The 25,399-nt window shown below is 70.9% G+C and carries 22 protein-coding genes; 11 read left to right on the top strand and 11 right to left on the bottom strand.

From position 1 onward, the window contains the following. Positions 1-4 precede the first annotated feature (4 nt). Positions 5-376 (top strand): iron chaperone, encoded by a 372-nt coding sequence (locus ACVWWH_RS09495; RefSeq protein ID WP_457316413.1) that lies wholly within the window; start codon positions 5-7, stop codon positions 374-376. A gap of 84 nt (positions 377-460) precedes the next feature. Next, on the top strand, positions 461-1,153 hold the full coding sequence (locus ACVWWH_RS09500; protein ID WP_457316414.1) for a DNA alkylation repair protein: 693 nt from the start codon (positions 461-463) through the stop codon (positions 1,151-1,153). A 12-nt stretch (positions 1,154-1,165) separates the two neighbouring features. Here the strand turns inward: ACVWWH_RS09500 and ACVWWH_RS09505 are convergent, their stop codons facing one another. The 4 genes from ACVWWH_RS09505 to ACVWWH_RS09520 all read right to left on the bottom strand — a co-directional run bounded on the left by ACVWWH_RS09505 (position 1,166) and on the right by ACVWWH_RS09520 (position 4,387). Then, on the bottom strand, positions 1,166-1,909 hold the full coding sequence (locus ACVWWH_RS09505) for an HNH endonuclease family protein (protein ID WP_457316415.1): 744 nt from the start codon (positions 1,907-1,909) through the stop codon (positions 1,166-1,168). Between the two features lie 102 nt (positions 1,910-2,011). After that, on the bottom strand, positions 2,012-2,824 hold the full coding sequence (locus ACVWWH_RS09510) for a pullulanase X25 domain-containing protein (RefSeq protein ID WP_457316416.1): 813 nt from the start codon (positions 2,822-2,824) through the stop codon (positions 2,012-2,014). A 317-nt stretch (positions 2,825-3,141) separates the two neighbouring features. Continuing rightward, a complete protein-coding gene (locus ACVWWH_RS09515; protein ID WP_457316417.1) occupies positions 3,142-3,780 on the bottom strand; it encodes a DUF4190 domain-containing protein in 639 nt (212 codons plus the stop codon). A 139-nt stretch (positions 3,781-3,919) separates the two neighbouring features. Further along, positions 3,920-4,387 carry an acyl-CoA thioesterase gene (locus ACVWWH_RS09520; RefSeq protein WP_457316418.1) on the bottom strand — a complete coding sequence of 156 codons (468 nt, stop codon included), beginning with the start codon at positions 4,385-4,387 and terminating at the stop codon, positions 3,920-3,922. A 312-nt stretch (positions 4,388-4,699) separates the two neighbouring features. On the opposite strand from ACVWWH_RS09520, the gene ACVWWH_RS09525 reads away from it, so the two are divergent. From ACVWWH_RS09525 to ACVWWH_RS09560, 8 genes are all read left to right on the top strand, one after another. Beyond that, positions 4,700-5,146 carry a pyridoxamine 5'-phosphate oxidase family protein gene (locus ACVWWH_RS09525; protein ID WP_066496478.1) on the top strand — a complete coding sequence of 149 codons (447 nt, stop codon included), beginning with the start codon at positions 4,700-4,702 and terminating at the stop codon, positions 5,144-5,146. Between the two features lie 68 nt (positions 5,147-5,214). Continuing rightward, positions 5,215-5,955: an IclR family transcriptional regulator gene (locus tag ACVWWH_RS09530; RefSeq protein ID WP_306505425.1), complete on the top strand. Its 741-nt coding sequence runs from the start codon at positions 5,215-5,217 to the stop codon at positions 5,953-5,955. Between the two features lie 105 nt (positions 5,956-6,060). Next, positions 6,061-7,749, top strand: a complete 1,689-nt coding sequence (locus ACVWWH_RS09535; RefSeq protein WP_457316419.1) for an FAD-dependent oxidoreductase — start codon at positions 6,061-6,063, stop codon at positions 7,747-7,749. Further along, positions 7,746-8,051, top strand: a complete 306-nt coding sequence (locus tag ACVWWH_RS09540; protein ID WP_066496472.1) for a Dabb family protein — start codon at positions 7,746-7,748, stop codon at positions 8,049-8,051. The genes ACVWWH_RS09535 and ACVWWH_RS09540 overlap by 4 nt, the downstream gene beginning before the upstream one ends. Continuing rightward, positions 8,048-9,457, top strand: a complete 1,410-nt coding sequence (locus ACVWWH_RS09545; RefSeq protein WP_084249342.1) for an MFS transporter — start codon at positions 8,048-8,050, stop codon at positions 9,455-9,457. The genes ACVWWH_RS09540 and ACVWWH_RS09545 overlap by 4 nt, the downstream gene beginning before the upstream one ends. A gap of 20 nt (positions 9,458-9,477) precedes the next feature. Next, complete coding sequence (locus tag ACVWWH_RS09550) at positions 9,478-11,217, top strand: FAD-dependent oxidoreductase (RefSeq protein ID WP_457316420.1); 1,740 nt, start codon at positions 9,478-9,480, stop codon at positions 11,215-11,217. Continuing rightward, the gene (locus tag ACVWWH_RS09555; RefSeq protein ID WP_457316421.1) at positions 11,214-11,981 is read left to right on the top strand and encodes an SDR family oxidoreductase; all 768 of its coding nucleotides are present in this window, start codon (positions 11,214-11,216) and stop codon (positions 11,979-11,981) included. The genes ACVWWH_RS09550 and ACVWWH_RS09555 overlap by 4 nt, the downstream gene beginning before the upstream one ends. Next, complete coding sequence (locus ACVWWH_RS09560; protein ID WP_457316422.1) at positions 11,981-13,009, top strand: SDR family NAD(P)-dependent oxidoreductase; 1,029 nt, start codon at positions 11,981-11,983, stop codon at positions 13,007-13,009. Before ACVWWH_RS09555 ends, ACVWWH_RS09560 begins: the two co-directional genes overlap by 1 nt. Here the strand turns inward: ACVWWH_RS09560 and ACVWWH_RS09565 are convergent. The 6 genes from ACVWWH_RS09565 to speB form a co-directional block, all read right to left on the bottom strand. After that, positions 12,928-14,970, bottom strand: a complete 2,043-nt coding sequence (locus tag ACVWWH_RS09565) for an ABC transporter ATP-binding protein (protein WP_457316423.1) — start codon at positions 14,968-14,970, stop codon at positions 12,928-12,930. The genes ACVWWH_RS09560 and ACVWWH_RS09565 overlap by 82 nt on opposite strands. After that, on the bottom strand, positions 14,967-16,739 hold the full coding sequence (locus tag ACVWWH_RS09570) for an ABC transporter ATP-binding protein (protein WP_457316424.1): 1,773 nt from the start codon (positions 16,737-16,739) through the stop codon (positions 14,967-14,969). The genes ACVWWH_RS09565 and ACVWWH_RS09570 overlap by 4 nt, the downstream gene beginning before the upstream one ends. Before the next feature lie 148 nt (positions 16,740-16,887). Continuing rightward, the gene (locus tag ACVWWH_RS09575) at positions 16,888-18,957 is read right to left on the bottom strand and encodes an MFS transporter (RefSeq protein WP_457316433.1); all 2,070 of its coding nucleotides are present in this window, start codon (positions 18,955-18,957) and stop codon (positions 16,888-16,890) included. A gap of 16 nt (positions 18,958-18,973) precedes the next feature. Next, the gene (locus tag ACVWWH_RS09580; RefSeq protein WP_066496458.1) at positions 18,974-19,471 is read right to left on the bottom strand and encodes a MarR family winged helix-turn-helix transcriptional regulator; all 498 of its coding nucleotides are present in this window, start codon (positions 19,469-19,471) and stop codon (positions 18,974-18,976) included. 252 nt (positions 19,472-19,723) lie between these two features. Continuing rightward, positions 19,724-21,442 (bottom strand): thiamine pyrophosphate-binding protein, encoded by a 1,719-nt coding sequence (locus ACVWWH_RS09585; RefSeq protein ID WP_457316434.1) that lies wholly within the window; start codon positions 21,440-21,442, stop codon positions 19,724-19,726. An 86-nt stretch (positions 21,443-21,528) separates the two neighbouring features. Further along, a complete protein-coding gene (speB, locus tag ACVWWH_RS09590; protein WP_457316425.1) occupies positions 21,529-22,509 on the bottom strand; it encodes an agmatinase in 981 nt (326 codons plus the stop codon). A 159-nt stretch (positions 22,510-22,668) separates the two neighbouring features. Here speB and ACVWWH_RS09595 point away from each other — a divergent pair, with 159 nt between their 5' ends. Next, on the top strand, positions 22,669-24,405 hold the full coding sequence (locus tag ACVWWH_RS09595) for an LssY C-terminal domain-containing protein (RefSeq protein ID WP_457316426.1): 1,737 nt from the start codon (positions 22,669-22,671) through the stop codon (positions 24,403-24,405). Here the strand turns inward: ACVWWH_RS09595 and ACVWWH_RS09600 are convergent. Further along, entirely contained in the window at positions 24,402-25,115 is a 714-nt protein-coding gene (locus ACVWWH_RS09600) for a hypothetical protein (protein ID WP_457316427.1), read from the bottom strand. The genes ACVWWH_RS09595 and ACVWWH_RS09600 overlap by 4 nt on opposite strands. Between the last annotated feature and the right edge of the window lie 284 nt (positions 25,116-25,399).

Below are 25,399 nucleotides of genomic sequence, written 5' to 3' on the forward strand. Positions count from 1 at the left end.
GGGCATGGGCGAAGTCACGGACTATCTCACGGGCGTGGAGGGGCCGGACGGGGCGGCCCTCAGCCATGTGTACGCCATTGCCCTCGACGTCTCGCCCGAGGCGGGCGAGGGGCTCAGCTACGGCATGCCAGCCCTCCTCCTCCACGGCAAGGGGTACGCGAGCGCACTGAGGGCGAAGGACCACCTCTCGGTGTTCCCCTTCAGCGGCCGCGTGCTCGCCGCCCTGGGCGACCGCTTGGAGGGCTTCGACTGGTCCAAGGGGACGCTCCGCTTCTCGGCCGCGCACCCGGTGCCGGACGAGGTCCTGCGCGCCATCTTCACCGCGCGGCGCTCCGAGATCGAGAGGACCGTGAAGCCCCGGGGGAAGGGCATTTAGACCCCGCACTTTCGGGCTGCACGGGGTTAGCCTAAAACCTGTACAAATCAGGCATCGCGCGGGGGTGTGCGGATGGTCTTCGGAATGCATACCGCGGGGGCCTTCCTGGCAGCCCTCGAATCGCTGAGCTCCGGTGATGAGCTGAGGAAGTACAAGCGGGCGTTCCCCCTCGCCAGGCGCGGCGGCGATCGCTTCCTCGGGGTCCCGATGGGGACCGTGTTCGACCTCGCACGCTCTTCTGCGGACATGCCGCTCGACGAGGTGGAGGCCCTCCTCGACAGCCCGTGGCACGAGGCCCGCGCGGGGGCCGTGAGCATCATGGACTTCCAGGCCCGCAGCCCCAGCACTCCGCCGCTGCGGCGGCGGGAGCTCTACGACCTGTACCTGCGCCGCCACGACCGGATCGACTCGTGGGACCTCGTGGACCGCGCGGCGGTGCACGTGGTGGGCAGCTATCTCGCGGACAAGCCGCGGGACCCGCTGTACGGGCTTGCCCACTCGCCCCGGCCCAGTGAGCGGCGGACGGCAATCATCGCGGCGACCTACTTCGTGGGGCTCGGCGATCCGCACGACCTCTTCGAGATCGCCGCCCTGCTTGCCGACGACCCGGACGAGTCGGTGCAGAAGGCCACGGGGTGGGCGCTGCGTGCAGTCGGGACGCCGGGGCTCGAGGCGTTCCTGGACCGGTGCGCCCCGCGGATGACCCGGGTGGCCCTCAGGTACGCGGTCGAGAAGCTGCCCAGGGGCGCACGCGATCGGTACCTCAAGGCCTCCTGAACGCCGGCCGGGTCACTCGGCCCGGCAGGCGCCGAGCAGTTCCGCGGCCTTGTCGTGCTCGGCCTGGGTCATCCACAGCCCGTAGCCGGCCTTTAGCTCGACGACGTCCACCGCGTACTCGCAGCGGAACGACCTGTTCGGCGGCAGCCAGGTGGCGAGGTCGCCGTCGCTCTTCTGCTGGTTCGCCGGGCCGTCCACGGCACGCAGGTTCGCGGGATCGTTGGCGAAGCTGAGGCGCTGCTGCGCCGTCCACTGCCGGGCGCCCTTCTGCCATGCGTCCGAGAGGGGCACGATGTGGTCGATCTGGACGTCCGCCGACCGTTCGCCGCGCTGGAATGGGATCGTGGTGCCGGTGTACGGATCCTCGAGGCTGCCGGAGAGGACCACGCAGTCCCGGGTTCCGGCCTTGAACACCGCGCCGCGGAGGTCGCGCGCGAGGACGTCGTTGCGGGTGTCGCAGCCATTGTGGTCGGTGTCCGCCCACGCCTCGCCGAACTCGGAGCGGGCGTACCCGGTCTTCGGCGCGCGCCCCTTCACGGGGATGGCGGCGAGCGAGGCCTTCGCCGCCGTGAGCTGGGCCGCGGGGACCCCACCGATCTGCGCCTGGACCGTCAGAGGCGACTCGACCCCTGGCACTTGGATGAGGCCAGCGAACCAGCCGAGGACCGCGGCCACGAGTGCCGCGGCCGCCGTCAGGCCCGCGACCCGGGGACGCCGGCCGCCGCGCGGGAGGCGCCGAGATGAACGCTGAAACATGGACGCCCCCCGCCGGTGGTTGACATGACTGTTCCACCGTACGGGAGGCCGCCGACACTCCGCGCCGCGGGCGCCCCTATGTGGAAAGGCGCCCCGCCGCGATCAGGAGTAGGCGATGTCCTTGGTGGCGTGGTCGTACGCGATGGTGACCGGACCGCCGTCGTGCGTCAGCTCGTGGTTGGGGCCGTCGAAGGCGCCGAACGCGCCGTAGTTCTCGTCCCACGAGCGGTTGATTGCGATCTTGAACGCGTAGTGGCCCGCAGGGAGGTCGACGGTGCGCACCCAGCGGCGCGAGGCCGCGTCGAGGCCCATCTGCACGGCGTCCGCGGTCGGCTCCCAGTCGGCGGAGGCGCCGAGGTGCGAGGCGAAGTCGCCCGCGATGGCCACGGACTCCGGCTGGTCGAGGTCCACGACGAGGGGCTCCGCGGCCGGCGCGGAGGCCGGCGCAGCCTGCTCAGCCGCCGGCGCCTTCGCAGCGGGTGCCTTCACAGCGGAAGCCTTCTTCGGCGCTGCCTTGCGCGCCGGCTTCTTCTTCGTGGGCGCCGCCGCGGGGACCGGGGTGTCGGCGGGCACGGGCGTGCCGTCCGCGAGCGCGGCCGCGAGGGCCTGCGCCGTCGGGAAGGCGACCGTGGCGCGGAGGCCGTCCTCGGTGATGGCCCAGCCGCTGCGGCCCTTGACCATCCAGCCCGCCTTCACGAGCTTGGCGGTGGCGGCCGTGAGCGCCTTGTGGCCGCGCGGGATGCCTCCGGAGAGGAGGGTGGCCTCGTGCTCGTCGAACGGCACGGCGGCGACCGCCTCGGTCAGGACCTCCCGGGCGTCGGCCGTCTGATCAGTGAATGCCGCCTCCGCCAGCCCGTCCAGCACCGCCTTGAGACGGAGATCGAGCTTGTCTGCCGCGTTCGCGTTCCTCGCCATTGCTTCCCCTTGTTTCCTTGCGTTTCCGGCGGAGCCCATGCCGCACTCCGTGTCCATGCTGGCCGGTTACTCCTGGGTCGCCTTGTCGGTGACCGAGTGTGACGCGCCGTACAGCAGCTGCGTCCCACCGTGGCACGTCCTGGTTTCGCCGGGGTTACGTCCATGCGTCCTGCGCATGGCCCGCCGGCTCAGGTCTCCGCCGGTCCCCAGTCTACCGGGGCGCTGCCCGCCCGCCGGACAGCGAGCTGGCGGGCAGCCGAGAACAGCAATGGCCCCCCGGGCGGCGTGCCGCCCGGCGGGCCATCGTCACATCGGGCCTAGCCTGCACTTCCGACGCAGGATGCCGACGCCATAGAGCCGTTGCCGGTGTTCTTGGCGACACTCTTTCCGTCGATGAGAATCTCGCACGAGACCGAGGCACTCTTGTTCTGGTAGTCGGACGCAGTCACCATGAGGGACGCCGACGTGAAGCCGGTCGACGTGACGTCCTTCGACCAAGGCGCGGTGACGTCGGCCTGGCTCGAGCCGCCAGGTGTCCAATAGGTGACGCTCGCGGCGCCGTTGGTGGTGACCTTGTACTGAATCGTGTGCTTGGCCGTAGCCTGCGCCGAGTAGGTCTCAAGGCTCTTCGAAACCTCGTGCGAGGCGGTCGACACGGCCGCCGCCACAACCACGTTGACGATGATCGCACCGATGAAGGCGATCACGGAAAGGACGAGGCCGATAATCGCCATCGCCTTTCCGCCGAGCTTGCGGATAAGCGAGATCAGGGCGCAGACAATGCTCGCGATGGCAAGGACGATCGCAACGATATTGACGACCGGGATGAAGCAGAGAACGAAAGCGAGAATGCCGAGAGTCAGCGCGACGATCGCGAGCGCTGAGCCTGGACGCGGCTTCTGCGGCGCGCCGTACCCGTTGCCGCCGACGTACTGCGACTCGCCGACTGGAGGCATGGGCGTAGTGGACATAGTTTCCCCTGAGAATCATTGGACGCCGGGCCGCCGGCCCCATACCGGCAGTCCTGCGACGTCGGACCTTATTGTGCATCCACCGTCCGACATTTCTGTGCGCGCCTCGCCAGCATGATGAGCATCACTGTTTGAAGAGCCCGGTTCCCACGTAGGGTCCAAGCCGCCGGCGCTGGTCCTCCGTGAGCCGCATGAGGCGGCCGGTGGACTCCTCCACGAAGGCGAGCTGCGTCGTCGCCCGCACGCATTCGTGGCCGTCGACGGGGTCGTGCACGAGGTAGTCGAGGGTCAGCGCGGCGGCCTTGAGGCCGCTCACCCACACGTCGACCTGGGCCGGGACGTTGCGGTAGTCGAGCGGGCGCACGTACCGGACCCGGTGTTCGACGACGAGCGCGAGCGTCCCGTCCGGGACCGCCGAGAACAGCGGCACGAGCGGCTCGACGCCGGCCGCGCCCGTGCCTCCGGGCGGCCCGAAGGCGGCAATGCGCGCCTCTTCGAGCATGCGGACGATCTGGACGTTGTTGATGTGCCCGTAGGCGTCCATGTCCCCCCATCGCATGGGGACCATGACGCGAAGCCGCTCGCTGCTCACCCCTTCGGTCTACCACACTGCCGCCGGTCTCCCGGGGGAGGTGCGTCCCTGCCGCGGGCGACGTCCGGGGCGCTCCGTGCCCCGCCGACGCCGTCCCCGCGGCTGCTTCAAGCCTAGGGAGGCGATCTTGCGCGGGAGTGACGCGTGCGTTTAATCGCGGTTACGTGGCGCCGGTCCCGGCCGCGGAGGTGCGTGGCTAGGATGGAGTCAGCTCCCGATGGATGCAGGGCCCCTCGTCCGACCGCTTGAGCGAGGCGCCGGCTAGATCAAGCGACGGTGTCCGGCCACGCGGCCGGGGAGAGAGGGAACGCGATGCTGTTCGACCACCACGATGACGAGCCGATCCGGGTCCTGACGGACGCTGAGAGCTGGGAGCTCCTCGACAACGCCCGCCATGGCCGCCTCGCCACGGCAGCCGCGGGCGAGCTCGACATCGTCCCCATCAACTTCAGGTCCGCGGGCGGCAAGCTGTACCTCAAGACGACGCCGGGCACCAAGCTCGCAGAGCTGACCATCCATCCCCAGGTCGCCTTCGAGGCGGACGGCATCATGCAGGACGAGGCATGGAGCGTGGTCATCAAGGGCACCGCCCGGGTACTCGAACACTCCGACGAGATCGCCCAGGCCGAGGCCGCGAACATCGAGACGTGGCTCCCCACCTCGAAGAACGTCTACGTGGAGATCGCACCCACCTCGATCGAGGGCCGCCACTTCCAGCTCGGTGCCGAGCCCGAGGAGACCACCGCGCGGGACTACTGACCCCGCGTTCCGGGTACGGCGGCACGATGGCGAACTCGGCGTCCGGCGACTCTATGGTCCACCGTCTGGTGCGCATCATCGCAGCCTTCGATGAAGAGCACCCGACGCTGAGTCCGGCCGAACTCGCCCGCAGGACGGGGTTGCCGAGCAGCACGGCGTACCGGATCGTCGACGAACTGCTCGCTGAGTCCCTGCTGGACAGGGACGGGCAGCGGCTGCGCCTCGGGACGAGGCTGTGGGAGCTCGTCTCCCGCGGGTCCAAGGTTCTGGGACTCCGGGAGGCAGCCTTGCCGTTCATGGAGGACGTCCAGGCTGTCGTGGGGCACCACACGACCCTCGGCGTGATCGACCAGCAGGACGTGCTGTACATCGAACGCCTGGGTTCGGACACGTCTACGGTCAACATCACCCGCGTCGCGGGACGTCTCCCGATCCACGCGACGTCCACCGGCCTGGTCCTGACGGCGTTCGGCTCCGCCGAGGCACAGGAGACGTTCCTCCGTCGCCGCCTGCCGAAGCTCACGGACACCACCGTGACGGACCCGGAGGAGCTGCGGCGGATGCTCGCAGACATCCGGCATTCAGGCTTCTGCGTCATGCCGGGGACGATCGTGCCCGAATCGACGGGCGTCGCAGTGCCGGTCTTCTCAGCGGACGGGACGGCCATCGCCGGCCTCAGCGTGGTCATACCCCGGGAGGGCGGTCCCGTGCAGGCGTCGATCACCGCACTTCAGACGGCTGCCCGGGGCATCTCGCGCGCCCTCGGCTGGGACGGCACGCTCCGGGACGCCATTCGGCGCAGCCTCTGACCGGCCAGCACTTTCTTCCCGATGATCGGGAATCTGTGATGTGCAATACATCGCAGGCGGGGACTCTCGTCAGTAGCCAGTTCACCGGCTCGAAGGAGAGTCCCCATGAAGTACCTCACCGGCAGTCCGCACAGCAGATACGACGTCGTCGTGCTCGGCTCGGGCGCGGGCGCACTCACCGCCGCAGCCACCGCGGCGCGTGCCGGCAAATCCGTCGTCGTCCTCGAGAAGGCCGCGCTCCTCGGCGGCACGAGCGCCGTTTCCGGCGGCATGCTCTGGATTGCGGCCAACCACTACGCCCGCGAGGGCGGCTTCAACGACACGGCCGAGGCAGCCGCGCAGTACGTGCGTGCCGTCTCGCGAGGCCGGGGCCGCGAAGAGCTGCTCGACGCCGCAGTCTCCTACGGCGACTCAATGCTCCGCTACGCAGAGGAGCAGCTCGGCGTGAAATTCCTGTTCCTCGACAACTTCCCGGACTACCGCCAGGACCTTCCCGGCTCCGTCGACGGCGGCCGGACCATCGAACCGCAGCTGGCGAACATCGTCGAGCTTCTGGGCGACCTCGGCGAGCACGTCCGTTCCGACGGCCGGGCCCCGTTCACCATGCAGGAGTACGAGAACTGGGGCGCGTTCACCCGCTTCCCCTGGGACGAGCTCGGCGCCCGGGCCGAGTCCGGACTCGTGGCCAAGGGCCGCGCCCTCGTGGCGATGCTCCTCGCTGCCGCGGTGCGCGAGGGCGTGCACCTTGCGGTCGAGGCACGCGGCGAGCGCCTGCTCCTCGACGGCGGTCTGGGGCACGACGGCGCGCGGGTCACCGGAGTGGCACTGGCCACCGGGGAGGAGATCACCGCCGCCGAGGCCGTGGTGATCGCCACCGGTGGATTCGAGTGGGACCGGGCCCTGGCCGACTCGATGCTGGCCAGCCGCCTCTACACGATGTGCTCGCCGCCCACGAACGAGGGCGACGGTCTGCGCATGGCCCAGCGCATCGGTGCGCAGACCCGCGGGACACGCGAGGCGTGGTGGGCGCCGATGTCCGTCACCGGCGACACGCGCGACGGCCAGCCGATCGGCGCCCTGCTGCGCTTCGAGCGCCAGGGCCCGGGCTCGATCATGGTCAACCGCTGCGGGAGGCGCTTCGCGAACGAGTCGCAGAACTACAACGACTTGGCGCGGTGCCTCCAATCGTGGGATTCGCCGAACAACACGACGCTCAACACCCCGGCCCACGTGGTCTTCGACCAGGCCTACCTCGAGCGCTACGGGATCCTCGCCCACCGCGCGGGCGAGCCGACTCCGGAGTACCTCATCGAGGGCGCGACGCTGCCCGAGCTCGCGGCGAAGATCGGCGTTCCGGCGGAGGCCCTCGTCGCCACGGTCGAGCGCTTCAACGCGTTCGCGGTCCAGGGCGAGGATCCCGACTTCCACCGCGGCGAGACCGCCTACGACCGGTACTGGGGCGACGCTGACAACCTGTGGCCGAACCCCTCCCTCGCTCCGCTCGAACGCGGCCCGTACTACGCCATGGAGGTGGTCAACGGGGCCTTCGGCACGAACGGCGGCATCTCGACCGATGGCTCGGCGCGTGTCCTCGATGTCGACGGCGCCCCGATTCCGGGCCTGTTCGCGGTCGGCAACGCGACCGAGAGCGCCTACGCCGCGGGCTACCCCGGCGCGGGCGCGACGCTCGGTCCACTCATGACCATGGGCTACCTCGCGGGCCGCACGATCGCCGGCGAGCCGGCGAGGTACGACGGCGCAGGGGCCGCGCTCGTCGGAGCGGAGGCCCGATGATCCGCCACACCGTCCTCTTCAAGTTCAAGCCCGGTTTCCCCGCCGAGCAGCGCCAGGCCTGGACCGCCGGGCTCGACCGCATGCGCGGCAGCATCCCGGGCCTGATCGCCCTCACGCACGGGCCCGACGTCATCCGCTCGGAGCGGGCCTTCGACTACGCGATCGTCGCGGACTTCGAGTCCGTGGCGGACATCGAGGTGTACAACACCCATCCCCTGCACGAACCGCTGAAGGAGTACTCCTTCCCGAACAGCGAGCAGATCATCTCCGTCGACTTCGAGATCCCCAAGGACACCCCATGAGCAACGTCGCTCGTACCACCCCGGCCACGACAGCCTCGGCCGGCCACGCGGCGTCGTCCGCAGCCTCCGTCCAGAGCCCGGGCGCCCAGCGCAAGACGCCCAAGAAGGCGGCCCTCGCCTCGTTCCTCGGCTCCACGCTGGAGTACTACGACTTCTTCATCTACGGCACCGCCGCGGCGCTCGTCTTCCCGGCGCTGTTCTTCCCCGGCGACAACCCCACCGCCGGCCTTGTAGCCGCGTTCGCCACCTTCGGCGTGGCCTACGTGGCCCGCCCGCTCGGCGGCATGGTCATGGGCCACTTCGGCGACCGCCTCGGGCGGCGCAACGTGCTCCTCGTGACGCTCACGCTCATGGGGCTGGCCTCGCTGGGGATCGGCTTCCTGCCCACGTACTCCTCGGTGGGCCTGCTCGCCCCGGTGCTCCTCACCCTCGGCCGGCTGCTCCAGGGCTTCTCGGCCGGCGCCGAGTCCGCGGGGGCCTCCACCCTGACCCTCGAGCACTCGCCGGAGGGCCGCCGCGGCTTCTTCACCTCCTTCGTGATGGCCGGCTACGCGTCCGGCATGGTCCTGGCGACCGTCGTGTTCGTGCCCATCACGGCGCTGCCCAAGGAGGACCTCATGGCCTGGGGCTGGCGGGTCCCGTTCTGGTGCTCCGCGGCCGTGCTCGCGATCGCCTACTGGGTACGGACCCATCTCGAGGAGACACCGGTCTTCGAGGAGGCCCGCGCTGAGGGCGACGTCCGCAAGCTGCCGCTCGGCCAGGTGCTCCGCTACCAGGCCGCGGACGTGGTCCGGGTGCTGTTCATGTCGATCTTCTCGGTCATGCAGACCATCTTCACGGTCTTCGGCCTCTCCTACGCGACGGCGCACGGCGGCCTGGACAAGGGCGCCATCCTCACGATCAACGCCGTGGCCATCGGGCTCTCGATGCTCGTCATGCCGCCCGTGGCCGCCCTCTCCGACCGGGTAGGCCGCAAGCCGCTGCTGATCATCTCCATGCTGGGCTGCTCGGGCGCGCTCTTCGCCTACTTCTGGGCCCTCGGGACGGGGAACCTCATCCTCGTCGCCGCGGCGAGCTTCGTGTTCATGACCGTGCTCTACTCGGGCTTCAACGGCGTATGGCCGGGCTTCTTCGCCGAGCTGTTCGCGGCCCCCGTCCGCTATTCCGGCATGGCCCTGGGCAACCAGCTCGGCCTCCTCGTCGCCGGCTTCGGGCCCATGATCGGCGGCCTGCTCATGACCGTGGGGCCCACGGGCTGGGTGCCGGTCGCCGTCTTCGGTGCCGTCTGCGCGCTCGCGGCCGTGGTCGCCGTCGTGAGCTCCCGCGAGACCGCGCACACCCCGGTCGACGAGCTCGGCGGCCCCTACCTCAAGGCCGTCTCAGGCCGCCCGACGTCCACGAAGTGAACCAGGAGATTCAGAACCCCATGGGACAGAAGACAGCAGCCTGCGACGTCCTCGTCGTCGGATCCGGCGCCGCGGGCATGGCGGCCGCGCTCAAGGCGGCCAGCCAGGGCCTCAGCGTGATCGTTGCAGAGAAGGAGGAGTACTTCGGCGGGACCACGGCGATCTCCGCCGGCTGGGCCTGGGTGCCCGGCAACCGCGCCGGCGTGGCCGCCGGGGACACGCGCGAGGAGGTCGAGACCTACCTGAAGAACCTCGCCCCCGGCACCTACAACGCCGACGGCGTCGCGCAGTTCCTCGACACCGTGCCCGAGGCGCTGGACTTCTTCGAGCGCCAGACCGCGGTCGAGTTCGTCTACCCCGAGAAGGCGCCCGACTACCAGATGGACCTGCCGGGGGCGCGCCTCGGCGGCCGCGCGATCCTGCCCACAGACACCGACGCGCGGATCCTCGGCGACAGGCGCCTGCTCATGCAGCCGTACATGTCCTCCTACACCGTGTTCGGATACATGCCCCAGGTGGGCCCGGACATCAACGAGTTCTTCCACGTCAACCAGTCCGTGAAGTCCTTCGTCTACGTCGCCAGGAAGCTGCTGCGCACCTGGTTCGACGCTGCCCGCTACCGCCGCCCCGTGCTGCGCTCGAACGGCAACGCCCTCATGACCCTCATGGTCAAGAGCGCCTACGACGCGGGCGTGCGGATGTGGAAGTCCTCCCCCGTCCTGGAGCTCACGAGGGGCGACGACGGCGCCGTCACCGGGGCGGTGCTCGGCGGCGAGCATCCCGTGCGCGTGGAGGCCAAGCTCGGCGTGATCCTCGCCGCGGGCGGCTTCTCGGGCAACACCGAGCTGCGCAAGAGGTACTTTCCGCACGACGCGGCCGGCGACGACCACTTCACCCCCACGGTGGGCCACGGCGGCGACGCCGCGACGATGGCCATCGCGGCGGGCGGGCACATCGACGACGCCGTCTCCTCCGTGGGCTCATGGGCTCCCGTGACCGTGTTCCGCTTCCGCGACGGCCGCCAGCGGCTCTTCCCGCACCTGCGCGCGATCGGACTTCCGGGCCTCATCGCCGTGGACCGGCACGGGAAACGCTTTGGCAACGAGGCCCTGAGCTACCACGACTTCGGCGGGGCGATGATCGCCCACAACGCCGGGGAGGACAAGACCTTCGGCTGGGTCATCGCGGACGAGAAGACGATGCACAAGTACGGGATCGGCTACGCCAAGCCGTGGCCCATGCCGCGCGGCTACTTCTACAGGACGGGGTACCTGGTCAAGGGACGCACGCTGGTTGAGCTCGCGGGCAGGATCGGCGTCGACGCCGCCGGGCTGCAGCAGACGGTCGCCGAGTTCAACGTGGGTGCACGGGCGGGCGAGGACCCCGAGTTCGGACGCGGCTCGACCGAGTACAACCATTTCCGCGGCGACATGGAGCACAAGCCCAATCCGAACCTCGCGCCCCTGGAGGCGGGGCCGTTCTACGCGGCAAAGATCCAGATGGGCGACCTCGGCACGTTCGCGGGCATCGCCGTGGACTCGGACAACGTCGTGGTCACCGAGGAGGGCACTCCCATCCCCGGCCTCTTGGCCGTGGGCGCGGCCGCCCGCAGCGTGTTCGGCGGCGGCTACCCGGGCTACGGCTCGCACATCGGCGCGGCCCTCGTGTTCGGCTACCGTGCCGGGCGGGACATCGCTCAGCTGGCCGCCGAACGCGGGGTCGAGCGGGGGCCCGCGGTCACCGAGGGGGCCGGGCGATGACCCGGATGTCGGACCGCGTGGCCGGGAAGGTAGCGCTGATCTCCGGCGCGGCGCGCGGGATGGGCTCCTCCCATGCGCGCACGCTCGCCGCCCACGGGGCGAGCGTCGTCATCGCGGACCTGCTCGAGGAGGAGGGCGGGGCGCTCGCGGCGAAGATCAACGCCGAGACCGGGGCCGACGTCGCGTCGTTCGTGCACCTCGATGTCACCGACTACGCGAGCTGGGAGCGGGCGGCGGAGGCCGCCGTCGACCGCTTCGGACGGCTCGACGTGCTCGTCAACAACGCGGGCATCTTCACGCGCGGGTCCGTCGAGGACGCCGACGTCGACGAGTGGCGCAGGACGATCGAGATCGACTTGACCGGGAACTTCCTGGGTATGAAGGCCGCCGTGCCGCACATGAAGGCCGCGGGCGGGTCGATCATCAACATCTCCTCGATCGCCGGACTCGTCGGGTTCAAGAACCGCGCCGCGTACGCCGCCGCGAAATGGGGCGTGCAGGGGCTCACGAAGACGAGCGCCATGGACCTCGGCCCGTATGGCATCCGGGTCAACTCGGTCCACCCCGGCTCGGTCCGCACGCCCATGACGGCCGGCCTCGCGCGCGGCTTCGGCCAGATCCCCCTCGGCCGCGACGCGGACACCCAGGAGATCTCGGACCTGATCCTGTTCCTCGCCTCGGACGAGTCGCGCTTCATGACGGGGGCGAGCCTCGCCATCGACGGCGGCGAAACCGCTGGAAACAACCTGCGCCAGGACGCGTAGTGCGGTTCGCGGAGCGGGTCGCGGTGGTGACGGGCGCGGCGTCGGGCATCGGGGAGGCGACGGCGCGGCTGCTCGCCGCCCAGGGAGCCGCCGTGGTGATCGGCGATGTCGCGGAGGGGGCGCACGACGTCGCGCGCGCCATCCGCGACGACGGTCACCGCGCGCAGTTCGTCCCCACGGACGTGACCGAGGAGGACTCGGTCGCGGCGCTCATGGACCGCGCCGCGAGCGAGTTCGGCGCGCTCGACATCCTCGTGGCCAACGCGGGCATCGCCGAACCGAAGGCCCCGCTGCACGAGCTCGATGTGGCCGCGTGGCGGCGTGTGGTCGAGATCGACCTCACCGGCGTGGCGCTGTGCGGCAAGCACGCCCTGCGGCACATGGTGGCCGCCGGGCGCGGGGCGATCGTGAACGTCTCCTCGATCCTCGGCACGGTCGGCCAGCCCAACAGCACCTCCTATTCGGCGGCCAAGGCCGCCGTGGCGAACCTCACCCGCTCTGCCGCCGTGACCTACGCCGCGCGCGGGATCCGGGTCAACGCCGTCGCCCCCGGCTACGCCGATACCCCCCCTCGTAGCCGGGCTTCCCGAGGCGCTGCGCTCCTCGATGGCCGGGAAGCAGCCCATCGGCCGGCTCGCGAGGCCGGAGGAGATCGCGGAGGCCATCGCGTTCCTCGCCTCGGACGCGGCGTCCTTCGTGGTGGGCGCCGTGGTTGCCGTCGACGGCGGCTATACGGCGGTGTGAGGAACCAGGCCAGCGCCGAATGCCACCCCCGCAGCGTTCCGGGTACGCATCTCGTCGCCGAAAACCCCTTTCGGGTACGCGCGCTCGTACCCGGAAGGCGGAAATCGCGACGAGATGCGTACCCGGAACGGGAGGGAGGGCGGGGACGGGAGGGCGGGAACGGGAGAGGCGGGGCCGGGACGGGTCGGGTGGGGCTGAGAGGTCAGGTGCGGGGGGCGGCCCCCGCCGAGGCCGCCGCCTCCTCCGCCTCGACGTCGATGCCCCCGGCGAACTGGCTCATGTAGAGCCGGTGGTAGGCGCCGCCGCGCTCGAGCAGCTCCTCGTGCCGGCCCTGTTCGACGATCGAGCCGTTCTCCATGACCAGGATCGTGTCCGCGTCCCGGATCGTGGAGAGCCGGTGGGCGATCACGAACGAGGTCCGGTCGGTCCGCAGCGCCCGCATGGCCTTCTGCACGAGCAGCTCGGTGCGGGTGTCCACCGAGGACGTGGCCTCGTCGAGGATGAGCAGGGACGGGTTGGCCACGAACGCGCGCGCAATGGTGATGAGCTGCTTCTCGCCAGCGGCGATGTTGGTCCCCTCCTCGTCGATCACTGTGCTGTAGCCCTCCGGCAGGGACCGCACGAACCGGTCCACATAGGTGGCCTTCGCCGCTGCCATGACCTGTTCCTCGGTCGCGTCGAGGTTGCCGTAGCGGATGTTGTCGTAGATCGTGCCGCCGAACAGCCACGCGTCCTGGAGCACCATGCCCACCTTGGAGCGCAGCTCGTCCCGGGAGAGGTCGCGGATGTCCACGCCGTCGAAGAGGATCCGGCCGGAGGAGATCTCGTAGAACCGCATGACGAGGTTCACGAGCGTGGTCTTGCCCGCGCCCGTCGGGCCCACGATGGCCACGGTGTGGCCGGGCTCGGCGGTGAGGGACAGATCCTCGATGAGCGGCTTGTCCGGCGTGTAGGAGAAGGAGACGTGCTCGAAGTCGACGTGCCCGTCCGTGGCCGCGGGCAGGTGGCGCGTGGCGGTCTCGGGCTCCTGCTCCTCGGCGTCGAGCAGCTCGAACACCCGCTCGGCCGAGGCCACGCCGGACTGCAGCATGTTCGCCATGCCCGCGATCTGGCCGAGCGGCTGGGTGAACTGCCGCGAGTACTGGATGAACGCGGTCGCGTCGCCGAGCGTCATCTGGCCGGCTGCCACGCGCAGGCCGCCGACGACGGCAATGCCAACGTACGCGAGATAGCTGATCCAGTTCATGATCGGGAACATCATGCCCGAGACGAACTGGGCGCCGAAGGACGCCCGGTAGAGGTCCTCGTTCTTGCCGTCGAAGCCCTCGACCATCTCCTTCTCGCGGCCGAACAGGATGGCCAGCTCGTGGCCGGAGAAGGACTCCTCGATATGCCCGTTGAGGATGCCCGTGTCCCGCCACTGCGCCTTGAACAGCTTCTGGCTCCGCGTGCCGATCACGCCCGTCACGACCGCGGAGAGCGGCAGCGCCACGAGGGCGATGAGGGCCAGCTCCCACGAGACGATGAACATCATCACGATGATGCCCAGCACCTGCAGGATCGAGGAGAGCAGCTGGGAGAAGGCCTGCTGGAGCGCCTGCTGGACGTTGTCGACGTCGTTGGTCACCCGGGAGAGCAGGTCTCCACGCTGGCGGGTGTCGAAGTACCCGAGCGGCAGCCGGTTGAGCTTGGCCTCGACGTCGCGGCGGAGCCGGTACACGATCCGCATCACGACGCGGTTGAGGATGAACCCCTGCGCCCACATGAACAGGCTCGCCACGAAGTACATGACGAGGATGACCGCGATCAGGAGGGTCAGCTCGTTGAAGTCGATCCCCTGCCCGGGCACGAGGTTCATGGCCGAGAGCATGTCCGCGACGTTGTTCTGGCCCTGGGCGCGCAGGCCCGCGATGACCTGGTCCTTCGTCACTCCGGCCGGCATCTGCTTGCCGATCACCCCGGCGAAGATGACGTCCATGGCCTTGCCGAGGATCTTGGGCGCGATCACGGACAGGACCACCGAGACGATGATGAAGACGACCACCACGGCCATCCAGCCCATCTCCGAGCGGATCAGTCCGAGGAGCCGCTGGGCGGTCCTGCGGAAGTCCTTGGCCTTCTGCGTGGGCATCTGCTGCCCGAACCCGCCGCCTCCGTGGCCGCTCCTGGGCGCCGGGGCCTCCTCGGCCCCGGTCTCCTCAGGCTCCGCGTCCGGCGCCGCGGCGCGCGTGCTGTCCTGGCTCATGCCTGCTCCCCCGTGGCTCCCGCGGCTCCCGCGACGCTCTGGACTTCCTCGGCGCTGATCTGCGACTGGACGATCTCCTGGTACGTCGGCGACGTCTCGAGCAGCTCCTCATGCGTTCCGCGGTCCACGATCTTCCCGCCGTCGAGGACCAGGATCTGGTCGGCTCCCATGATGGTGGAGACGCGCTGGGCGACGACGATCATGGTCGCCTCGTGCGTGCGGTCCCTGAGGGCGCGCCGCAGCCGCGCCTCGGTCGCGACGTCGAGGGCCGAGAAGGAGTCGTCGAAGAGGTACACCTTGGGCTGGGCCACGAGCGCGCGGGCGATGCAGAGCCGCTGCCGCTGGCCGCCGGAGACGTTCGTGCCGCCCTGCGAGATGGGCGAGTCGAGCCCCTTCGGCTTGGCGCGGACGAACTCGGCGCCCTGCGCGACCTCGAGCGCGTCCCAGAGTTCGCCGTCGGACGCCGTGTCCTTGCCGAAGCGCAGGTTGTGCGCGATCGTGCCGGAGAACAGGTACGGCCGCTGCGGGACCATGGCCACGCGCGCGGTGATCTCGTGGCGCGGCATCCGGCCCAGCGGCACCCCGTCGAGCAGGACCTCGCCCTCGGCCGCGTCATACAGGCGCGGGATGAGGTTCAGCAGGGTCGTCTTGCCCGAGCCCGTCGACCCGATGACGGCCACGGTCTGGCCGGGGCGGGCGGTGAAGGAGATGCCGCTGAGGACGGGGGCCTCGGCGCCCGGGTACGCGAAGGAGACATCGCGGAACTCGACGACGCCCTCGGCCTTCTCCGGCACCACGGGCTCGGCGGGCTCGCCCATGGAGGGCTCGACGCCGAGGACCTCCCCGATCCGGTCGGCGCATACGGTGGCGCGCGGGATCATCATCGCCATGAAGGTGCCCATCATGACGGCCATGAGAATCTGGAGCAGGTACTGCATGAACGCCGTCAGCGAGCCGATCTGCATGTCCCCCGAGTCGACGCGGTGGCCGCCGAAGAACAGGACCGCCGCGGTGGCGGCCTGGAGCAGCAGCATGATGATCGGGAACATCAGCACGAAGATCTGCCCGACCTTGAGCGAGATGTCCGTCAGGGCCCGGTTGGCGTCCGCGAAGCGCTCCTCCTCGAACCGTTCGCGCACGAACGCGCGGACCACGCGGATGCCGATGATCTGCTCGCGCAGCACGCCGTTGATGGAGTCGATCCGGGACTGCATCTTCCGGAACAGCGGCATGAGCAGGTAGACGAGGAGTCCGACGACGGCGAACAGCACGCCCACCGACACCCAGACCAGCCAGGACAGCCCGGCGTCCTCGTTGAGGGCCATGATGATGCCGCCCACGCACATGATCGGGGCCGAGACCATGAAGTTCAGCCCCATGAGCATGACCATCTGGACCTGCTGGACGTCATTGGTGCCGCGGGTGATGAGCGTGGGGGCCCCGAAGCGCTGGAGGTCCTGGGCGGAGTAGGAGGTGACCCTGCGGAACACCCCCTGGCGCAGGTCCCGCCCGAACGCCATGGCCGTCCTCGAACCGAAGTCGACCGCGGCGATCGCCGTGAGGACCTGGACGAACGCGATGCCCAGCATGAGCGCACCCTGGCGCCAGATGTAGTCCGTGTCCCCCTTGGCCACGCCCTGGTCGATGATCTGGGCGTTGATGCTGGGCAGGTACAGGGTGGCCATCGTCGTGGCGAGCTGGAAGACCACGACGGCGGCGATCCAGGGCCAGTAGCGGGCGCCGTAGCGCCGGATGAGAGTGAGGAGCATCGAGGTCCTTGCGGTCGGGCTCCGCCGGTGCCGAGCGGGGCGTGTCCAGCGTAGGCCCGGCGCACGCCCGCGGGCATCCGCCTTGAGGACTAAACGGGCAGCCTGCGGACGTGCTCTGTCCGCAGGCTGCCCGTTGTGTCCGGTGCCGTCAGTTGGCGCTGTGCCGCCCCCGCGTGGCGAGGTACAGCGCCGCCTCCTTCTGCAGCTGCCGCTCGGCGTCGAGCTCCTGCTGGAGCTGGGCGAGCTGGGCCGCGGTCTCGCCCTGGGCCTTCGCGGTCGCGCCCTGCTCGGCGGCGAGGCGCTGCTGCTCGTCGAGCTGGCCGGCGAGGCGCTCCATGAGCGAGGCGAGCTGGGCCTGCTGGCGCGCCAGGATGCGCTGGGTCTCCTGCAGCGCCTCGAGCGTGCCGGCGGCGGCGGGTGCGGCTGCCTGCGCGGCGGCCGGGGCGGACTCGGCGAGCAGCAGCGCCAGCTCGGTGTCCAGGGCCGCGCCCTCCCCCTCGGCGCCGGCGAGGACCTCGCGGATCGCTGCCCGGCGCGCCGAGGCGGCGGCCGGCCGTCCGGCCCTGACGGGCTCGCTCTCGTCTGCGGCGGGGACGGACGACGGCGAGCCGGGCGCCTCGGGCGAGGCGGCGGCGTCGTGCGCTCCGATCGGGGCGACGGACGGAAGGGCGGCCGTGGCCGGGTCCGCGCCGGGGGCGCCGGCCGCCTGGGCGGGCTTGACGATGTCCACGGTGCGGCGCAGCGGGACCTCCTTGATGAAGAGGACGGCGAGCACTGCGACGACGCCGATGATGCCTGCGACCAGGAAGGACTCGGCCGAGGCGTCGCCGAAGGCCGCGCGGACGACGCCCGCCAAGGGGGCCGGCATGTCGTTGAAGTCCAGGCTCGCGCCGCCGGTGGAGCCGGCCGGGACCTTGATCCCCTTGGCCGCGAGGCCCTGGGTGATGAGATCAGTCGAGCGATTGTTGAGGACCGTGCCGAGGACGAGGACGCCGATGGCCCCGAAGACCGAACGGAAGAACGCGACGGTGGAGCTCGCCGTGCCGATGATGGCGACCGGCACCGTGTTCTGTACCGCAAGGACGAGGTTCTGCATCGTCATGCCGAGGCCCAGGCCGAGGACGAACGAGAACACGCCGGTGACGGCGAGGTCGGTCGTGTGGTCGATCGTGCCCAGGAGCCCCATGCCGCCGGCGGTGAACACCGTTCCGGCCAGGAGATAGCCCTTCCACCGCCCGAAGCGGGTGATGAGCTGGCCCGTGACGACCGAGCCGAGGAAGTTGCCCGCGATCATCGGCAGCGTGAGGAGGCCCGCCTCGGTCGGGGTGGCGCCGCGCGCCACCTGGAAGTACTGGCCGAGGAAGGACGAGGACGCATACATCGAGACGCCGACCGCGGCGGAGGCGATGATGCTCAGCGCCGTCGTGCGGTCCGCGATGATCTTCAGCGGGATGATCGGCTGGGCGACCTTGGACTCGACGATGATGAGCAGCACGATCCCGACGAGTGCGCCGCCCAGCATCGCACCGGTCTGCCACGACCACCAGTCGTAGTAGCCCGGCTGCCCCGCGAACGAGACCCAGATGAGCACGGTGCTCACCGAGGCGCTCAGCAGCAGCGAGCCGAGCCAGTCGATCTTCGCGTGCCGGCGGACGTGCTTGAGCTTGAGCGTGGCCTGGATCAGGATCAGCGACACGACGGCGAGCGGCACGCACACGAAGAACGTCCACCGCCAGCCGAGGGGCGAGTCGACGATGAAGCCGCCGAGGAGCGGGCCGCCAGCCGTGCCGACGGCCATGACGGCGCCCATGTAGCCGGAGTAGCGTCCGCGCTCCCGCGGCGGGATCATGGCGCCGATGATCGCCTGGGCGAGCGCCATGAGACCGCCCATGCCGATGCCCTGCACTACACGGGCTGCGATCATCTCGGGGATGCTCTGCGAGATCCCGGCCACCACGGAGCCGATCACGAAGATGATGATGTTGAGCTGCGTGAGCAGCTTCTTGTCGAACAGGTCGGCCAGCTTGCCCCAGATGGGGACCGTGACCGCGCTCGCGAGGAGTGAGGCCGTGATGATCCACGCGAAGTCGGTCTGGGTGCCCTTGAGGTCGGCCATGATCGTCGGGAGGGCGTTCGAGACGATCGTGCTCGAGAGGATCGCGGTGAAGAATGCTGCCAGGAGGCCGGTGAGGGCCTCGAGGATCTGCTTGTGGCTCATCTGCGGAGCCGCCGCGTCAGCGGGCTGCAAGGGCTTCCTCCTTGTCGGTCGGTGTGGTGGTCGGGGCGGGGCGGTGGCCGGAGCTGGAGCGCAGGGCCTCGGAGAGCTGGCCGATGGCGGCGACGGCGGCCGCGGCGCGGCCCTCGTCCCAGTCGGCGAGGTAGCCCTGGAGGCGCTGGATGCGGTGCTCCTCGATCTCCTCGAGGACCCGGTAGCCGCGCTCGGTGAGCCCGACGAGCTGCGCGCGCCGGTCGTCGGGGTCGCGGCGGCGCTCGACGAGCCCGAGGCCCTCGAGCTCGGCGAGGTGCCGGCTGAGCACCGGGGCGCTCACGCCGAGCTTCCCGGCGAGGTCGACAGCGCGGCCGCCGTGCTCGCCGATCACGCGCAGGACGCCCTGCGATGCGACGCCGAGCTCTCCGTGCTTCAGCTCGGAGGTCGACAGGCAGCGGACCACCCGCTGCAGGTCGAAGACGCGGTGGATCAGCTCCCGCGCCGTTCCGGGATCGACAGGCATGGGCCGCCCCTCCTCAATTGATTGCTTGCAACAACTATACAGTCGATGGTTGCTTGTGCAAACTAATTCGGAAGGTGACCTTAGCAACACGAGGCGAGGAGCCGGCGTCGTGCGCGGCGGCGATACGCATCTGGGGTCACGTTCTGGGAGTCACATCGAGTGACTCCCAGAACGTGACCCCCAGAAGGTGACTTCCAGAAGGTGACTCTTAGAGGGCGGCCCCCAGACGGGAGGCGGGGCGGCCGGGCGGGGCTAGCCGAGATGGGTCGGGGCGAACATCTTCAGGAGCGTCTCGACCACGACGACGTTGGGCCCGTCCGCGGCGAGGCTCTCCTCGAGCGCCTCCCGCACGCCCCCGACCGGCACGCGCCGGGCAGGAACGCCGAAGGACTGGGCGAGGGCCACGAAGTCGGGGCGCGCGAGCTCGGTCGCGGTGGCCTTGCCGAACGCGTCCTCCATGTACTCGCGCAGGATCCCATAGCCGCCGTCGTCCACGATGAGCCAGGTGACCGGAACGTTGTGCTGGCGCGCGGTGGCGAGCTCGGCGATCGAGTACATCGCCGAGCCGTCGCCGGAGACGGCCAGGACCCGGGCGGGCCGCCCGAGCGTGGCCAGGCCGACGGCCCCGCCGATCGCGGCGGGGAAGCCGAAGCCCAGGCCGCCGGCGCCCTGGGCGGAGTGGAACTGGCCCCGGCGCGCGTCCCAGCAGCTCCAGGCCCAGTAGGCGGAGATGGTCATGTCCCAGAAGGTCTGCATGTCGTCCGGCACGGCGGCGCGGACGTCCGCCATGAAGGCCAGCTCCTTGGCCAGGTCCTGGGACTCGAGCCGCGCGCGGACCTTCCCGAGCGCCTCCGCCACCACGTCCTCGGGCGACTTCCCGTGCCAGTCCGGGCCGGCGCCGCGCCCGGCGGCAGCGGCGGCAGCGCCGGCGGGGGGCGCGGCGAGGGCGGTCTCGAGCGCGGCGAGGGCCTGCCCGGCGTCGGCGCGGATGCCCAGGCCCGGCCGGTTGGACTCGAGCACGCGGGGCTCGGCGTCGATCTGGATGATCCGGCCGCGCGGCTCGAACGTGAAGTAGTTGGAGGTGACCTCGCCGAGGGAGGAGCCGACCACCACGAGCACGTCGGCATCCTCGAGGACCTCGGTCATGTGCCGGTCCTCAATCCACGACTGGAGCGAGAGCGGGTGCTCCCAGGGGAAGGCCCCCTTGCCGCCCGGGGTGCAGATGACGGGCGCGCGCAGCTGCTCGGCGAGGCGGCGCAGGGAGGCCTCGGCGTGGCCGCGGCGGGTGCCGCCGCCGGCGATGATGGCGGGCCGGCGCGCCCCGCGCAGCCAGTTGACCGCCTCGCGGACCAGCTCGACCCGCGGGGGGTTGTCCGCGGCCTCGGCGAGGGCGTCCTCCACGGGCGGGACCATGACGGGATCGAGGAGCACGTTCTGCGGGATCTCGACCCACACCGGCCCCTGCGGGGAGGAGATCGCGTCCGTCCAGGCGTCCTGGATGGCGGAGGGGATGCCGGAGGCGTGCTGGATGAGCCGCTGGCTCTTGGTGACGTTCGCGGCCGAGGCCTTCTGGTCGTCGAGCTGGTGCAGCATGCCCTTGCGCCGGGCACCGAGGCCCTCGAGCGGGATCTGGCTCGCGATGACGACCATCGGAACGCCGGTCGCGTAGGCCTCCTGCAGGCCCGAGAGGGAGGTCAGGGCGCCCGGGCCGGTCGAGAGGAAGAGGACCCCCACCTCGCCCGTGGCGCGCGAGTAGCCGTCCGCCGCGAAGGCCGAGTTGTTCTCGACCCGGCTCGAGACGAAGGAGAGGCTCCCCCGGCCCATGGCGTCGAACAGGCCCAGCGCGTGCTGCCCGGGGATGCCGAACACGGTCTTCGCACCGAGCGCCTCGAGCGTCTCGACCACGAGGTCACCGCCGTTGCGGGGACCGGCCCCGCGCACGACGCCGGCCTCCTCGCCTTCCGCCGCCACCGCGGCGGATGCTTCCCGGGCCTGCGCTCCCTGGGCCGCGACCTGGAGCGCCTGCGCCTCGCCCGTCCAGGGCGACTCGACGGGGCTCACCGGGCACCGCCGGCAGGCAGCTCGCTCATGAGGGTCACGAGGTCGTAGGCGACGTGGCTCGCGGCCACGGCGGTGACCTCGGCGTGGTCGTAGGCGGGGGCGACCTCGACCACGTCGGCGCCGACGAGGTTGAGCCCGCGCAGGCCGCGCAGGATCTCGAGGAGCTCGCGGCTCGTGATCCCGCCTGCCTCCGGGGTGCCCGTGCCGGGGGCGTGGGCCGGGTCGAGGACGTCGATGTCCACCGAGACGTAGAGCGGGCGGGCGCCGATGCGCTCGCGCAGCTTGGCGACGACCTCGCGCACGCCCTGGTAGTAGACGTCCGAGGAGGTGACGATCCCGAAGCCGAAGCGGCGGTCGTCCTCGAGGTCGCGCTTGCCGTACAGCGGGCCGCGGGTGCCGACGTGGGAGAGCGCCTCCGTGTCGAGGATGCCCTCCTCGACCGCCCGGCGGAACGGGGTGCCGTGCGTGTACTCGGCGCCGAAGTAGGTGTCCCACGTGTCGAGGTGGGCGTCGAAGTGCAGCAGCGCCACGGGCTCCCCCGCCCGCTCGGACGCGGCCCGCAGGAGCGGGAGGGCGATCGTGTGGTCGCCGCCGAGCGTGAGGAGGCGCGCCCCGTCGGCCGTCAGATCGAGCGCGTCCTGCTGGATCGCCTCGATCGCCTCGTGGATGTTGAACGGGTTCACGGCCATGTCCCCGGCATCGGCGACTTGGGCGTTGGCGAACGGCGAGGAGTCCAGCGCGGGGTTGTACGGGCGCAGGAGGCGGCTCGCCTCGCGGACGTGGTTGGCGCCGAAGCGGGCGCCCGGGCGGTACGAGACGCCGGCGTCGAACGGGACGCCCACGATCGCCACGTCCGCGCGGGCCACCTGGTCGAGGCGGGGCAGGCGGGCGAACGTCGCCGCCCCGGCGAAGCGGGGGACGCGGGACGAATCGATGGGACCGAGGTTGCCGTTCTCCTCGATGCGCAGCTCTTCCAAGGCAGGCCTTCCAGTGTGGGGGAACTGTGGACCCACCCTACCGCACAAGTTGCCCCATATGCACCCGATGTTTACGACTGAGCTCTTCGGCGCGGGGACGTGCCGCGGCCGCCCGCGTTTCTTAGATTCTCCTTAGACGCCCGGGGGAAGGATCGGGGCATGACTGCGAACCGGCAGACCCTTCCGGAGAGCCGCACGGACAGCCGCACCGCGCACGGGCCCGGCCGGCACCTCGCCCTGGCGGCCGTGATGGCGGCGCTCATGGCGGCCGGCGTCTACGCGGTCAGGACCCTGTCGCTGTTCATCTCCCCGATGCTCTTCCTCGCAGCGGTCTTCCTCGAGGTGGTCTTCGGCGCCGCCTTCGTGCTCGCGCTCGTCCGCGCGCTCGCCGCGCCCACGGCCGTGATGCGCTCCCTTGCCGCGTCCGCATGGTCGGGGCTGCGCACCAACGAGCACGTGGTGCGGGCCCTCACCTCCGAGGCCGCGCCCCTCCCCTGGCTGCGGGACAGGTTCCGTCTCGACCGGGCCTCGGGCCTCTGGCTCACCGCGACCGCGGTGATTGCCGCCGTGCCACTCGTGGCGTTCCTGAAGCTCGCCGTCACCGTCGCCACGCGGGGGCCGCTGACGCAGGTCGACGCACGGATCGAGCACCTCATGCCGTCCGTCCGCACGCCGGGCGAGACGGCAGTGTTCACCATTGCCACGACGCTCGGGAGCTTCCCGTCCATCCTGGTGATGGCGGTGATCGCCGTCGCCGTCCTGTGGTGGCGGCGAGAACGGCTCCTCGCGGCGGCCGTGGTGGGCACCGTGGCGGCGCAGGAGCTCCTCTTCACGGTCGCGAAGGACATCGGCGGCCGGCCGCGACCCGACACGGCACTGGCGCTCGTGGTCGAGACGTCCCCGAGCTTCCCCAGCGGGCACTCGGTGCGGGCCACGGTGGTGTTCGGGATCATCGCCTACCTCGTGTTCAAGTCCCTCCGCTCGGTCTGGGCGCGGACCCTGACGGTCTCCGCCTACCTCCTCGCGGTCCTGGCCGTGACCGCGAGCCGGGTGTACCTCGGGGCGCACTACGTCTCCGACGTGTGGGGCGGGATGCTCCTGGGAGCGGCGCTGCTCGCCGCCGTCGTCGGCGCGCTCGAGATCGCCGCCCGCTTCCCCCTCCGGCGAGTCCGGCGTCGTCCCGGAATCCCGAGCCGGGCCATCGCGCTCGCCCCCACGGCGGCGCTCGTGTTCGCGGCCGGGCTGGGGCCGGCGTTCGTCCACCCGCAGGAGCACACGGCGCAGGCGACCACCCAGGCACTGCCGTCGCTGGACCCCGCGGCCTTCTCCCGGCTGCCGCTCTACAGCGAGACGCTCACGGGGAGCCGCATGGAGCCGGCCAGCTTCGTCTTCGTCGGCTCCGAGGAGCAGGTGGTGCGGGCCTTCACGCGCGCCGGATGGCAGGAGGCCGATCCCTCCACCCTCGCCAACACCCTGCGGGCCTTCGCCGTCGGGTTCCAGGGCGGCCAGTACGCCTCGGCGCCCGTCACGCCGGCGTTCATGGACGCCCAGCCCGAGACCCTCGCGTTCCAGAAGGCCACCGCCGCGAACTCGCTGCGCCAGCGCCACCACATCCGCATCTGGCGGACCGGGTTCACCGCGCCGGACGGCCGGAACGTGTGGGAGGCGACGGCCAGCTTCGACGACGGCATCGAGTTCGCCGGCCCGGCCAAGCTGCCCACCCATCACATCGATCCCAACGTGGACGCCGAGCGGGGCTACATCGCGGGCTCGCTCGGCCTTCCCGGGCGCCTGTTCCAGCGGACCGATCCGCAGATGGGGCACAACGCGAGCGGCGACGAGTTCTTCACCGACGGCAGGGCCGACCTCGTGGTCCTGCCCGCCGCGGCCTCCTAGTACACCGTCAGGCTCGTCAGGATCGCCTTCAGCCGCTGCCCCTCGGGCGAGCCGAGCCAGCGGAGGGCCTCGGCGGCGTCGCGGAACGTCATGAGGTCGGCGCTCGCGTCGGCTCCGACCGAGTACCCCGCGGCGATCTGGACGGTGCTGTCGAACGGGCTGCCGTGCCGCTGGCCCGGGCCGTCCAGCGGGCGCCCCGGGGAGAGCGTCATCGAGTACGTGACCGCGGGAGCCCTATCCGGCCCCACGGCGCCGGCCTCGGTCTCCGCATAGAAGGCGTAGTACCCCGGGCGCACGGCCGCCGAGCCGAGCCCGGGCACAGGCTCGGCGTCGAGGACGGCGCGGGTGACCTCCGTGCCAACGTCCTGCGGGGCCCAGTTGACGAAGACGTCGAGGAGCCGGCGCCCCGCACGGTCGACCACCGTGGCGGTCTCGCGCACCTCACCGCCGGGCCCGATCGGGCGGACCTCGGCCGCCACCGACCAGTCGGAGGGGTAGCGGAAGGAGAGCGGATGGGACGTGAAGCGGTGGATCGCCGCGGTCTCCTGGGAGGTCGCCCCGCCCGGTGACGCGCCGCCTGGTGACGCGGCCGACGGCGGAGCGGGGGACGGTCCGGCGGAGCACCCGACGAGGACGCCGGCGACGAACAGCGCCACGACGGTGTGGACCGCGGCAGGCCGCCGGCGCCCCCGAAGAGGTGCGGAGTGCATCGAGTCATCCCCCTGAGCGCGATGGATACCGCGCGCTCGAGGCCCACTGTTCCATCCCGGTCACCGTTTGACCAGAGGCGGGAGGCGCCGTTGCCGAAGCGATACACGCCCCCGCCCCACCCCCCGTTTCGGGTACGCATCTCGTGGGCGATCCGGCGTTTCGGGTACGCATCTCGTGGGCGATCCGCCGTGTGATGTCTCAGGAGTCCGTGGACACTTCCTGTCTCAGGTGAGTGTGGACGGATCGTGTCTCACGTGAGTGTAGACAGTTCGGCTGTGGCGGG

Source organism: Sinomonas sp. RB5 (assembly GCF_054063535.1).